The organism is Legionella bozemanae (assembly GCF_001648595.1).
In the GTDB taxonomy this organism is placed as follows: domain Bacteria; phylum Pseudomonadota; class Gammaproteobacteria; order Legionellales; family Legionellaceae; genus Legionella; species Legionella bozemanae.
Genome location: NZ_LBAW01000005.1, coordinates 51,822 through 63,921, shown reverse-complemented (window position 1 = coordinate 63,921; position 12,100 = coordinate 51,822). Strand labels below are relative to the sequence as shown.

The window sequence follows — 12,100 nt, the reverse complement described above, 5'->3', positions numbered from 1 at the left end:
TATGTATATTATATTAGGGAAACTAACACGTCGTAATCAAGATGCAATTAAATTGATTTCATTTCTGCATTCGGATGTTAAGATACAATTTTATCCAGATATTGATCTAAGCAAGATTAAAGATACTCATTTAGTTCTTTTAGACACAGATGGATTTGTACAAAATTATTTATCTCCCGGTGTATTAGCTGATTTGCTCTTGAATCAATTCAAGTTGAATGAATCTCAGGTTAAATCGATTGTATTGCTTTTCTCTGACATGATTCCAAATAATATCCTTGCGCATTATGCGCAAAGTCTTGCAGATGAATTAATTGATACAGCGGGTAATCACTATAAAATCTATGTTCCAATCAATATCAATTATACTGTGACATTTATTTCACCAGACTTATCGATTAAGAAATGGCAGTTTTATGGAGTTAAAGACGAACAATTGCATCAAGAAATGGTATCTAGCATAGAACTACTATCGCAAAATCCAAATAAAAAGTTGTTATGGGAAGGCGAGAATATATGTGATTGGTTAATTAAAAATCCGCAACATGAATTTATACCTACAAAAGCATATTAGAAATTGGCTGCAAAGAGCATCTATCATTGTTTTTAAGCAAGAACCTGGTTTCCAGTCAGAATAAAAGTAGTTAATACAGATGATTTAAACTATAACAACTGTCTTGAATTTTTAGTTCAAGACGGTTGTTTTGCTTGCTTTACTGAGGCAACAAGTGATTAATGACGTGTAAACTTCATCTCAGCGTCTTTATAAGTGACTTTAATGGTGTCACCTGACTTGAATTTCCCCGTCAATATATCTTGAGCCAGAGGATTTTCCAGTTGTTGTTGAATGGTGCGCTTTAAAGGCCTTGCTCCATATACAGGATCGAAACCTGCTTCTGCTAGGTGCGATAATGCTTCCTGAGTTATATCAAGATGGATATCTTGTTGTTTCAGGCGTTTTTGCAAATAACCAATTTGAATTGCAGCAATTTTCGCAATTTGATCTTTAGCAAGAGAATGGAAGACTACGGTATCATCAATGCGGTTAATGAACTCAGGACGGAAGTGCTGGCGTACCATTTCCATTACTGCATCCTTAATTTGTTCGTATTTAAATTTATTTCCCATTTCCTGAATCAGATTGGATCCTAAATTTGAGGTCATGACAATAATAGTATTGCGAAAGTCAACGGTACGTCCTTGGCCATCAGTCAAACGTCCATCATCCATCACTTGCAAGAGTATATTGAACACATCAGTATGCGCTTTTTCTACTTCATCAAGTAAAATAACTGAATAAGGTCTACGTCGAACTGCTTCTGTTAAATAGCCGCCTTCCTCATAACCCACATATCCAGGTGGTGCACCAATCAGACGAGCAACAGAATGTTTTTCCATAAATTCGGACATATCGATGCGTACCATCGCTTCTTCAGTATCAAAGAGAAATGAAGCCAGAGCCTTACACAATTCAGTTTTACCCACTCCAGTAGGACCAAGGAATAAAAATGATCCAATAGGACGGTTGGGGTCGGATAATCCGGCACGTGAGCGGCGAATGGCATTGGATACAGCATCTATTGCTTCATTTTGACCTATGAGACGATGATGCAACACCTCTTCCATCCTTAGTAATTTTTCTTTTTCACCCTCCATCATCTTAGCTACAGGTATACCTGTCCATCTGGAAACAACTTCTGCCACCTCATCTTCTGTTACTTTATTACGGACTAATTTGTTTTCATGAGATTCTGCTTCAGCCACTTGTGACAAACGTTTTTCAAGTTCTGGAATTCGTCCATATTGTAATTCAGACATTCTACTCAAATCTCCTGCTCGGCGTGCGGTTTCCATTTCAAGCTTTGCTTGTTCAAGGGCTTCTTTAATTTGAGTTGCTCCCTGCATCATTGCTTTTTCTGATTTCCAAATCTCTTCCAAATCAGAGTAGTTGTGCTCTAGCTCGTTAATTGTATGTTGTAAGTCTTCAAGTCGTTTTTTAGATGCTTCATCATGTTCTTTTTTAAGCGCCTCACGTTCAATTTTTAATTGAATCAAACGTCGTTCCAACTTATCCATGCTTTCAGGTTTAGAATCAATTTCCATGCGAATTAGACTTCCCGCCTCATCGATTAAATCAATCGCCTTATCGGGAAGCTGTCTGTCCGTAATGTATCGGTGTGATAAAGTAGCCGCTGCAACTATAGCTGGGTCAGTAATTTCAACCCCATGATGTACTTCATAACGCTCTTTTAAACCACGAAGAATAGCAATTGTATCTTCAACATTAGGCTCGTCCACTAGAACTTTCTGGAAACGTCGTTCCAAAGCAGCATCTTTTTCGATGTATTGGCGGTATTCATCAAGAGTAGTTGCTCCGATGCAATGGAGTTCACCGCGCGCTAAAGCTGGTTTTAGCATGTTTCCTGCATCCATTGCACCTTCTGCTTTTCCAGCGCCAACCATAGTATGAAGCTCATCAATAAAGAGAATAATTTGACCTTCTTGTTTTGCTAGGTCGTTAAGAACAGCTTTCAGTCGCTCTTCGAATTCGCCGCGAAATTTTGCTCCAGCAATTAATGCTCCCATATCCAATGAAAGCAAGCGTTTATTTTTTAGACCTTCAGGAACTTCACCATTAATAATACGTTGTGCCAGTCCTTCAACAATTGCTGTTTTACCTACGCCAGGCTCACCAATTAAAACAGGGTTATTTTTTGTACGTCTTTGCAATACTTGAATGGTTCTACGAATTTCATCATCGCGGCCAATTACTGGGTCTAATTTACCTTGCTCTGCACGGGCAGTTAGGTCTAGAGTATATTTCTCAAGAGCTTGACGTTGCTCCTCGGCATTAGGGTCATTAACTGTTTCTCCACCGCGCAACTCATTAATTGCATTTTCTATCGCTTTAGCTTCACCACCTGCTTGTTTGAGTATGCGTGAAAGACTGCCTTCCTCACTTATTGCTGCTAAAACAAAAAGCTCGCTGGAAATAAAATTATCTTTCTTTTGTTGTGCCAGCTTATCAGTAAGATTTAATAGACGATTTAATCCGTTTGAAATATGGATATCACCTCCAATTCCAGCTACTTTAGGAAGTTTATCTAATGCTTGATCTAAAAGGGTTCTTAAAAGAGGAATATTAACACCCGCTTTACTGAGCAGAGGTCTGCAAGTGCCTCCTTGTTGATCCAGAAGCGCCTTCATTAAGTGTTCAGGTTCAATAAAGCCATTATCTCTTCCTAAAGCCAGAGATTGAGCATCTGCCAGGGCTATTTGAAATTTTGATGTTAGTTTATCCATTCTCATGATGTATAGCCTTCTAATGGTTAATGGGTATTAATTTTCTTGCATCTACCGTAAAATGAGGGCTAATTTAATTATTTCAAGTGATTGATTATGACAAATGACCATTCTTCTAATCCTACTTCAGATTCTCAAGCCTTGCTGAATCAAATCATTATTGATTATATGAAAGAGGCAAAAAGGAAGCGCAGATGGAAATGGTTTATGCGCGTTATTTATTTGCTCATTATTGCTTATGTAGTGTATTACGTGTCAAAAGGCACCAATGAAGACGTAGGAACTAATATCAAGGCACACGTAGGTATAGTCGATATTACAGGTGAAATGTCTGAAACTAAAGCCAACGCAGATGATTTTGCCAAGGGGTTGGATGCAGCTTATAAAAACTCCGGGTTAAAAGCGGTAATTATTCGTATCAATAGTCCTGGAGGTAGTCCAGTTCAGGCTGAATATATGTATAACATGATCAAGTTTTATCAGAAAAAATATCCGGATATAAAAATTTATTCAGTATGTGTGGATGCATGTGCTTCTGCAGCTTATTATGTTGCTGTTGCTACAGACACTATTTATGCTAGCCCGGCAAGCATGGTTGGTTCTATAGGTGTTTTGTATAATGGTTTTGGTTTTGTTGATCTCATCAATAAAGTTGGTATTACACGAAGATTACAAACATCGGGTGTAAATAAGTCATTTTTAGATCCTTTTTCTCCCGAAACAGATTTTGCAAAGCAAAAACTACAAGTTATGCTCGATCAAGTTCATCAGCAATTTATTAATAGGGTTAAAGAGGGGCGGGGAAGCCGTTTACACATTGATGATGATACATTCTCTGGACTTTTTTGGACAGGTGAGCAAGCCCTGACAATAGGGTTAATTGATGGTTTTGCGAGCAGTGGACAGTTGGCTCGTGAAGTAATTAAAGTCCCTGATATGATTGATTATACTCATAAGCAAAATCTTTTTGATCGCGTAAGTAAAAATCTGGGAACTGCTCTGGCAGATGAACTTCCCTTAAGTTTTGGAGTAAAGCCAGGGTTTAAATAAAACATATCGTTCACTCTACGTACCGCGCGTAATGGCTGAGTGTTTCCCATTGTCAGTAGTGTGCCTGCGCAGGGATGACAGAATAGATACGACAGAGTGCTCCCATTTGACTGAAATTTTACAATTTTGTGAGGATCACTCAGGCATAAAGCGCAGTACGTAGAGAGAAGGGGTTATAACCACTTTTCAAATTTGGATCCCAGTGCTGCACTCTACGATTCTTCCTATTTCAAAACAGGGGAAATAGTTTGTAGTAATGATTTAAACACTTTGGGGGTTCCAGCAACAATATCTCCATGTTTGAGAAAATCATCGCCGCCTTGTAAATCGCTAATTAACCCACCTGCTTCTCGAATTAACAAGGATCCTGCTGCAATATCCCAAGGACGTAAGCCAAACTCCCAAAATCCATCCAGCCGACCACTGGCTACATAAGCCAAATCAAGTGCTGCAGATCCAGTTCTTCTGACTCCAGCACATTTACCAAATAAGGCTTCAAAAGTAGGCAAGTATCTTTGTGCTACATTGATGTCACGTGATGGGAAACCAGTTCCTAAAAGCGAGGCTACAAGTTGAGTTTGCTTGGAAACGCGTATTCTTCGATCATTTAATCGCGCTCCACGTCCTCGGCTTGCAGCAAAACATTCATGCCGTAATGGGTCATAAATAACTCCATGCTCTATTCGTCCTTTGACTTTTACCGCTATAGAAACTGAAAAGAAAGGAAATCCATGTAAGTAATTGGATGTTCCATCTAATGGATCAATAATCCAGATTGACTCGCCGTCTCCTTCTTGGACACCACTTTCTTCTGCGAGAATCCCATGTTCAGGATATGCTTTATGAATCGTATGAATAATAGCTTGTTCAGCTTTAATGTCTACTTCGCTAAAATATTCATGGTTATTTTTAGCGGTAATTTTGAGACGATCGACCTGTTCTACATGTCGAATTATAATTTCACCGGCTAGTCGTGCTGCATTAATTGCTATATTTAAAAGTGGTTCCATGAATATACTCTTGAATGTACAAAACCAGTGATTCTATCATATTTTTTTTGCGCAAATAGAGTTAAATATGAAAAAAGCAAAAATCGTCAAAAAGAGTGTTCGATGATATGATATAGTTATTTTAATGTATTAATAAAAGTTTTTATGAAGTTAAGCTCAATCCGTATTATTCTAGTAGCAACATCTCACCCAGGTAACATCGGCTCAACAGCTCGAGCGATGAAAACTATGGGGTTAAATTCACTGTATTTGGTAAAACCTAAATCTTTTCCAGATTATAAAGCAAAAGAAATGGCGGCAGGTGCTGATGATCTTTTAGAAAGAGCTGTAGTTACTGAAACTTTAGATGAAGCTTTGGCTGGCTGCCAGCTGATTTTGGGAACAAGCGCAAGACCCAGAGGACTTTCTTTGCCTGGCTTACTTCCTGCATCGTGTGCAGAGTTGGTAAGCCAACAATCAGAAAATACTCAAATTGCCATTGTTTTTGGGAGGGAGCATGCAGGTCTTACTAATGAAGAACTGCTAAAATGTCATTATCATATTCATATTCCCAGTAATCCTGAATATGCTTCGCTTAATCTGGCACAGGCAGTACAGATTATTGCTTATGAATTGCGCATGAAGCTATTAGCACCCCAAGCAGAAGTGGCGTTACGTCAGGATGAATATGCTGCAGCAGATGAAATTGAGCAGTTTTATGAGCATTTAAGAGAGGTTTTTATTGAGATTCAATTTTTAAAAGCGTCAAATCCACGACGTTTAATGCAGCGCGTACGTCGATTATTTAATCGGGTGAATTTGGAAAAAATGGAAGTTAATCTGTTAAGAGGCATGTTGAGTCAAGTACAAAAATCGCTGGAATGGGCAAGTAAAAGGGGTCGGAGTGAACAAAATAATTAAAATACCAATCTATTTTGATTATATGGCAACAACACCGACTGATCCTCGTGTCGTAGAGCGTATGATTCATTATTTAGGCCCGGATGGAAACTATGGTAATCCTTCTTCAGTAACCCATGAATATGGTCGCGTTGCTGCTCTTGCTGTTGAGCATGCACGTTTACAGGTTGCAGATTCAATTCATGCCTCCACTCAAGATATTGTATTTACTTCAGGCGCTACAGAGGCGAATAATTTGGCGATAATAGGCGCAGCCCATTTTTATAAGAATAAAGGAAAGCATTTGATTACGATGAGTACGGAACATAAGGCTGTACTCGATAGTTTTGATCGTTTAGAAAAAGATGGATTCGAAGTAACCTATCTAGATCCTGAATTCAATGGCTTGCTTGATCTTGAAAAACTTGCTCAAGCATTGAGACAAGATACCATTTTAGTGTCCATAATGCATGTGAATAACGAAATCGGTGTAATACAAGACATTGAGTCTATTGGTGCTTTATTACGTCATAAAGGAGTTCTTTTTCATGTTGATGCAGCACAAAGTGCTGGAAAAATTCCTATTGACCTTGAACATCTTTCTGTGGATTTAATGGCACTATCAGCACATAAAAACTATGGCCCAAAAGGTGTAGGTGCGCTTTATGTCCGGCACAAACCACGAATTCGTCTCCAGCCGCAAAGTTTTGGCGGTGGGCATGAAGGGGGTTTACGTTCAGGAACTTTGGCTACGCATCAAATTGTAGGCATGGGAGAAGCATTTGCATTAGCTGAAAGTCTACGAGAAGAGGAGCAAGCCCGCCTTTTAAATTATCGTCAACGTTTATGGAATGGTATTAAACATTTACCAGGCATCCAGCTCAATGGAAATGAACAAAAGCGAATTGCAGGTAATCTTAATATAAGTTTTGCCGGTTTGGATGGGGATTCTTTGCTGTTAGCATTGAATGAGTTGGCTGTATCTACTACCTCAGCCTGTAGTTCTGCCAGTATCCAACCCTCTTATGTATTGAGGGCTTTAGGGTTAAGTGATGATTTGGCACAAAGCAGCATTAGGTTATCTCTAGGGCGTTTTACTAAGGAAGAAGAAGTTGAATACGCGATTAACGTTATTTGTACACAAGTAACTCGATTGCATGAAATATCACCATCATGATGTATAATAAAATTGTGCAGGATTGTTTTTTTTCCCCCAGACATGTAGGGGGTATCGATTTAAACGATCATTTTGCGGTAGTTGTTAAAAACAACCAAAAAGGCCAGGGAACAATCGAACTCTATATGCAGTGTGATTCAGAAGGTACAATTGTTCGATCCTGTTTTAAAACCAATGGTAATCCTTATGTAATTGCTGGCCTGGAATGGTTATGCAGGCAGCTTGAGGGGCAGACTATAGATGCTGTACCACAAATTGATTATCAGCTAATTGTTAAAGAATTAGATATTCCTGTTGCGCAATATCCTATAGCATTAAGGATTATTGATGTTTATAAAGAAGCATTGTTTTTAATGAAGAATACAAATCGAATCGAGAGGTAATAATGAGTGTGGTAATGCATCATGTAGAAAACACCGTACCTGAAATCAGTTTTACTGAAGCAGCAGTAAGACACTTGGTGTCTTATTTACAAAAAAATTCTGAATATACTGGGATTCGTTTATCGGTAAAAAAAACAGGATGTTCCGGCCTATCTTATGTCGTTGACTATGTGCGAGCGCCTGATGAGGGCGATTTGGTTCTCGCTTTGACTGAAAACTATAGTGCATGTATTGATAAGTCCAGTTATCCTTTTCTGAAAAATATGAGTGTTGATTATGTAAAACAAGGATTAAATTATAAATTTGTTTTTAATAACCCGAACCAAACCGGTCAATGTGGATGTGGGGAAAGCTTCACAGTGGATTAGGAGCTATTAGCCTGGACACAGCGAAACGGAACCTGCGGTTCCTCTTAAAGTACTCCAGGCATTCATGAATAAAAATTACTTAAACTATACGGAAAAACGAAAACTGGATTGATGCTCTTTAATTTGTTTTCTGCTTAATTGTCCCCTATTTGAAAAAACCTAAAAATTTATTCAACTCAGCTTTCGCTGAAGCACCGAAAATTGACTCATCATCTTGCTGTGGCAGCTGGGGCATACTTCTATAGAAATGCCAAGCATTGTTAATGCGACCTTTTTGTTGGGGAGTAGATCGATAAAGTAGAGAGCATCTTCTAGATTGTGCAGTGTTCTGCCCAGGCTCAATAATTCAACAGTTTTTTTGTCTGTTATTTTTTGATTTGCCTGAAGCAGGCCGAATACGAATGAATCGATGTATTTATCACGCGTTTCATGTGCCATTTCTTTGGGGGTTGTCCTAATTTCTAGGTACTTAGCTTTTGAGCTTTCTACTACATCCACTACGCCCTCAGAAATATCAGTTAGATTCTGAATAATCTTATTACATTGATATTGGTTTTTAATTTTTATCATTGGGTGCATGTAGATAAAACCAAAATAAAGTTTATTACTCGTTGTGGCGGCTTTTCTTTTATCAATTCTTCTAATAAATAATAGTAATACAGCAATAAATAATAAATTCGCCTTGTCCATTTAACTTGTAAAATGGTAAAATTTTTTTGACTTAATATTTCCTTAAGAAATGAATATCATTAAAACAATATTTACACTCTTTGAGATGTTTGATACTATATAGTCCATAGTGTTCGGTGAGTGTATGTACTGGGCATAATTTTATTTAATTAATTTGTACTAGGAGACTTAAATGAGCACAGAAACAATGGTGCAAAGCAGCGAAGCACTTTCACATCAAGTAATTCATGCTGTTAAAGGTTATTTAACCAGTGTTAGCAATAAAGATTCTAACTTAAATTTATATCAATTAATTGTTGAAGAAGTTGAAGCGCCGTTATTTCGTACTGTTATGGAGTTAACTCGTTACAACCAATCAAAAGCTGCACGTGTTCTTGGTGTAAGCCGTGGTACTTTGCGTACTAAATTAAAGCGTTATTTTGATGATGAATTTATTGGAACTCGTGATTTCTAATTAATTAGAACGACCTCGCTGGTTTTTTCATATTAAATTTCCCAATATAGTGGTCTTTGGCTAGGCACTCTGCTACTATTGATAACAGAGTTGGTCAGACAATCGCTCTTTGTTTTGCAAAGGGAGGAAAGTCCGGGCTCCATAGGGTAGAGTGCCAGGTAACACCTGGGAGGTGTGAACCTACGGAAAGTGCCACAGAAAATATACCGCCTCTTAGAGGTAAGGGTGAAATGGTGCGGTAAGAGCGCACCGCGCGGCTGGTAACAGGCGTGGCAGGGAAAACCCCACTCGGAGCAAGACCAAATAGGAATCCATTTGGCTGAAAAGTCATTACGTGTGACCCGCATGGGATTCGGGTAGGTCGCTTGAGGCATGTGGTGACGCATGTCCCAGATGAATGATTGTCCATGACAGAACCCGGCTTATCGACTGACTCTTTTTTCTTTATGCCCTAAATCTTCTATTCTTGATTTTGATCTTCTTCCTTAAATTACAATAATTTTCAAATTGCAGCTAATTTGATGCCAAATATCCATTTTATCGTTATCAATGATAATGAAAATTGATATTTATGAGCTGTTGTAAGAAGCTTATGAGAAAAAATAAGCTGTTCCCCCAGGCACAGTGAAGTGACTAATTTCTAAGTTCGCGCCTTCTATTAATTGGGAGAGCCAATAGCTAAGTTTTTATTTTAAAACAATGTCTTAATTTATCTCTTAATGCACATTGTATTTCCATTTAGCTCAAAGTATGTGTAATTTATTACTCATTTAGATTATAATATAACCATCCTGTTTTTAATGTGTAATACTGAATATGAAAAATCAGCAGCTGCGAGCCATTTATACTAACCCAGGCGAAATCTCCTCTGAGCAAAATCTTTTAGAACAAGTTAAGGAGTTCGCTGAAATAGGGTTTAATAAAAACTTCAAGAAATTCATTGAATCCAATAAAAGTAAAATTAAGTTATTCACATCTCCTAAGTTTGATGCCGCAAAATACAGCAAAGAATATTTGGATTTCCTAAATGCCTTGATTCTAGCTTTGCCCTCAGCAGAAGGTGATATCGATACAAAAACTATTCGTAAGAAACATTCTCTAAATCAATTTTATTCAAGACAGAAAAAAACAAGTCAAGAATATGAGCCTATTCAAGACATTATAAAAGACTCGACTCTCGCTACGAACGTTATCGAAAGACTGAATGCATTTAAAGAACAGTTAGAGGCTATTCGAAATCAACAACTAATCCTCCAAGCTAAGTCTTTAGTCGCAAACTCTGACATCGATGTAAATCAGGAAAACTTAAGATTAATGAAAAGCGATTACCTTAAGTTGTGTTCAAATTATTCACTAAAATCACTTGCTGCGTTTGATCAGAAGTTTGAGCTTTTGTTTGGTGAGAAATCCATTTCAACCTTCAGAAAACACTTTGCTGAAAGAAAAAAAATTATGGATGCAATCATGGAGGCATGTAAAGGAATGCCTGTTGCAAAAGTGATTAGGGAAGAGAAATCCAAGCTTGATAAGCAAATAGGAGACTTTGATTTGATTATGAATCAAGCAACCGAGTTATGGGACTTAAAGACACGCTTGCAGCAAATAAAAACTATTGAAAGTAGTGTCACAGAAAAAGTGGATGTCCTTCTAATACCTTCAGATCCTCAGAAACTTCGAGAATTCATCGAATTTATTGCAGGTAAGGAGAAAGAAATACAACGCATCAAAGAAGGGATTCATGGTAGTGCGGAAATACATCAAAATACTAAGCGGGCTATTGGGGAGAGTGAACAATACATTCGGCAAAAAAGGGAGCAAGCAGAGTTTTTTTTACAGCAAATTAGTAATACACGCAGTGAAGCCCCTCAACAAAGAAAAATAGATGAGAGCCAAGAGAGCGTCGTTTTTACTCCAAAAGAGTCTTCTCCAAAAAGTGACAAAAAGAATGAAGAAGCGCTCGCAGTAAAAAAAGCGCGGCTGCAAGAAGCAATCTCTTTAATACAGACATATAGAAAAACAATAGAAAAAGAGCAAAAAAGATTTTCTGTAAAATTTTATAAATCACGACATCAGGAGAAGAGTAGCTATTGTCTGTCATTAGAAAGAGAACTTAGGTTGCAAGATAATGATTTAAAATTTGAAAGCAATTTACACGATATTATTAATAACGCTCATAAGAAAGTCACTGCAGGCTCTGGTGCTAAAAAAGAAATCATCACCAAAGGTGGTAGTTATTTCGGTACAAGCCGCATGCTTGGTTTACAACGACTTTTGGGCATTGATGAAGCCTGGCAAACAAAAGGACACTCCAAATTTCTTGTATTTTCAACTCAGTCTGATTTTCATGGACTTAAAACCATGGGAGTCGTTGGTGATAACGTACATAAAATTGTGGAAAATTTCTATCTTGGAGTAGATAACAACAGTAATGAAGAATACCAGAGGATAAAAGAACAGGCATTTCCCAAAGACGTTGCCAGTAGTCCACAATGTTATTGACTTTACTCCATTAGGAACAAAGAACACCTTTATAAAGACTGGTTCAACCCAATCTCAGGTTTCCACACTACTGAGTGAAGTCATTGGTTCTTACTTCACCGAGGTGGTTTATGATCGAGCCCGTGTAGCCTGGCTGCTTGCAACTGTCTCTTGATCACATCTCTGCCTACGCCCCGCGGCTTGTCTGAGCTTGTCCGTGGGGTCCAGTGTTTCAGCGCAGATCTCCTGGATCCCGCGGACAAGCCGCGGGAAGTCGGACTAGAGCTGGACTAGTTTTTCAGCGAGGT

At 38.2% G+C, this 12,100-nt stretch carries 11 protein-coding genes and 1 other RNA gene; 9 read left to right on the top strand and 3 right to left on the bottom strand.

What is annotated here, in order from left to right; translation table 11 throughout:
- The first annotated feature begins 1 nt into the window (after position 1).
- Positions 2 to 574, top strand: a complete 573-nt coding sequence (locus A8O27_RS05865) for a hypothetical protein (RefSeq protein ID WP_058459296.1) — start codon at positions 2 to 4, stop codon at positions 572 to 574.
- Positions 575 to 732: 158 nt separating this feature from the next.
- On the opposite strand, the gene clpB is transcribed toward A8O27_RS05865, so the two are convergent.
- Positions 733 to 3,309: an ATP-dependent chaperone ClpB gene (gene clpB / locus A8O27_RS05860; protein WP_058459297.1), complete on the bottom strand. Its 2,577-nt coding sequence runs from the start codon at positions 3,307 to 3,309 to the stop codon at positions 733 to 735.
- A gap of 90 nt (positions 3,310 to 3,399) precedes the next feature.
- On the opposite strand from clpB, the gene A8O27_RS05855 reads away from it, so the two are divergent.
- The gene (locus A8O27_RS05855) at positions 3,400 to 4,353 is read left to right on the top strand and encodes a S49 family peptidase (protein ID WP_058459298.1); all 954 of its coding nucleotides are present in this window, start codon (positions 3,400 to 3,402) and stop codon (positions 4,351 to 4,353) included.
- Positions 4,354 to 4,577: 224 nt separating this feature from the next.
- Here the strand turns inward: A8O27_RS05855 and A8O27_RS05850 are convergent, their stop codons facing one another.
- The gene (locus tag A8O27_RS05850) at positions 4,578 to 5,363 is read right to left on the bottom strand and encodes an inositol monophosphatase family protein (RefSeq protein WP_058459299.1); all 786 of its coding nucleotides are present in this window, start codon (positions 5,361 to 5,363) and stop codon (positions 4,578 to 4,580) included.
- Between the two features lie 144 nt (positions 5,364 to 5,507).
- Between A8O27_RS05850 and trmJ the strand changes: the two genes are divergently transcribed.
- From trmJ to A8O27_RS05830, 4 genes are read left to right on the top strand one after another with little or no spacing between them, the layout of a single operon-like run.
- Positions 5,508 to 6,263 carry a tRNA (cytosine(32)/uridine(32)-2'-O)-methyltransferase TrmJ gene (trmJ, locus tag A8O27_RS05845; protein ID WP_058459300.1) on the top strand — a complete coding sequence of 252 codons (756 nt, stop codon included), beginning with the start codon at positions 5,508 to 5,510 and terminating at the stop codon, positions 6,261 to 6,263.
- Positions 6,247 to 7,419: an IscS subfamily cysteine desulfurase gene (locus tag A8O27_RS05840; protein ID WP_082642438.1), complete on the top strand. Its 1,173-nt coding sequence runs from the start codon at positions 6,247 to 6,249 to the stop codon at positions 7,417 to 7,419. Before trmJ ends, A8O27_RS05840 begins: the two co-directional genes overlap by 17 nt.
- Positions 7,416 to 7,802, top strand: coding sequence for an iron-sulfur cluster assembly scaffold protein (locus tag A8O27_RS05835; RefSeq protein ID WP_174223899.1), 387 nt, complete (start codon positions 7,416 to 7,418; stop codon positions 7,800 to 7,802). The genes A8O27_RS05840 and A8O27_RS05835 overlap by 4 nt, the downstream gene beginning before the upstream one ends.
- Before the next feature lie 2 nt (positions 7,803 to 7,804).
- Positions 7,805 to 8,170, top strand: coding sequence for a HesB/IscA family protein (locus tag A8O27_RS05830; RefSeq protein ID WP_058459301.1), 366 nt, complete (start codon positions 7,805 to 7,807; stop codon positions 8,168 to 8,170).
- Between the two features lie 171 nt (positions 8,171 to 8,341).
- Here A8O27_RS05830 and A8O27_RS05825 read toward each other — a convergent pair whose 3' ends face one another.
- Positions 8,342 to 8,860, bottom strand: a complete 519-nt coding sequence (locus tag A8O27_RS05825; RefSeq protein ID WP_058459302.1) for a hypothetical protein — start codon at positions 8,858 to 8,860, stop codon at positions 8,342 to 8,344.
- A 172-nt stretch (positions 8,861 to 9,032) separates the two neighbouring features.
- On the opposite strand from A8O27_RS05825, the gene A8O27_RS05820 reads away from it, so the two are divergent.
- The 3 genes from A8O27_RS05820 to A8O27_RS05810 all read left to right on the top strand — a co-directional run bounded on the left by A8O27_RS05820 (position 9,033) and on the right by A8O27_RS05810 (position 11,813).
- On the top strand, positions 9,033 to 9,314 hold the full coding sequence (locus A8O27_RS05820) for a helix-turn-helix domain-containing protein (protein WP_031566118.1): 282 nt from the start codon (positions 9,033 to 9,035) through the stop codon (positions 9,312 to 9,314).
- A gap of 86 nt (positions 9,315 to 9,400) precedes the next feature.
- An RNA gene (gene rnpB, locus A8O27_RS05815) (RNase P RNA component class A) lies at positions 9,401 to 9,755 on the top strand.
- 375 nt (positions 9,756 to 10,130) lie between these two features.
- Positions 10,131 to 11,813 carry a hypothetical protein gene (locus tag A8O27_RS05810; protein ID WP_058459303.1) on the top strand — a complete coding sequence of 561 codons (1,683 nt, stop codon included), beginning with the start codon at positions 10,131 to 10,133 and terminating at the stop codon, positions 11,811 to 11,813.
- Positions 11,814 to 12,100: the final 287 nt, after the last annotated feature.

What these genes read in the sequence shown, in the direction of transcription:
- A8O27_RS05865 (WP_058459296.1), top strand. Translation starts at nt 2, where the DNA reads ATGTATATTATATTAGGGAAACTAACACGTCGTAATCAAGATGCAATT.
- clpB (WP_058459297.1), bottom strand. Translation starts at nt 3,309, where the DNA reads ATGAGAATGGATAAACTAACATCAAAATTTCAAATAGCCCTGGCAGAT.
- A8O27_RS05855 (WP_058459298.1), top strand. Translation starts at nt 3,400, where the DNA reads ATGACAAATGACCATTCTTCTAATCCTACTTCAGATTCTCAAGCCTTG.
- A8O27_RS05850 (WP_058459299.1), bottom strand. Translation starts at nt 5,363, where the DNA reads ATGGAACCACTTTTAAATATAGCAATTAATGCAGCACGACTAGCCGGT.
- trmJ (WP_058459300.1), top strand. Translation starts at nt 5,508, where the DNA reads ATGAAGTTAAGCTCAATCCGTATTATTCTAGTAGCAACATCTCACCCA.
- A8O27_RS05835 (WP_174223899.1), top strand. Translation starts at nt 7,416, where the DNA reads ATGATGTATAATAAAATTGTGCAGGATTGTTTTTTTTCCCCCAGACAT.
- A8O27_RS05830 (WP_058459301.1), top strand. Translation starts at nt 7,805, where the DNA reads ATGAGTGTGGTAATGCATCATGTAGAAAACACCGTACCTGAAATCAGT.
- A8O27_RS05825 (WP_058459302.1), bottom strand. Translation starts at nt 8,860, where the DNA reads ATGGACAAGGCGAATTTATTATTTATTGCTGTATTACTATTATTTATT.
- A8O27_RS05820 (WP_031566118.1), top strand. Translation starts at nt 9,033, where the DNA reads ATGAGCACAGAAACAATGGTGCAAAGCAGCGAAGCACTTTCACATCAA.
- A8O27_RS05810 (WP_058459303.1), top strand. Translation starts at nt 10,131, where the DNA reads ATGAAAAATCAGCAGCTGCGAGCCATTTATACTAACCCAGGCGAAATC.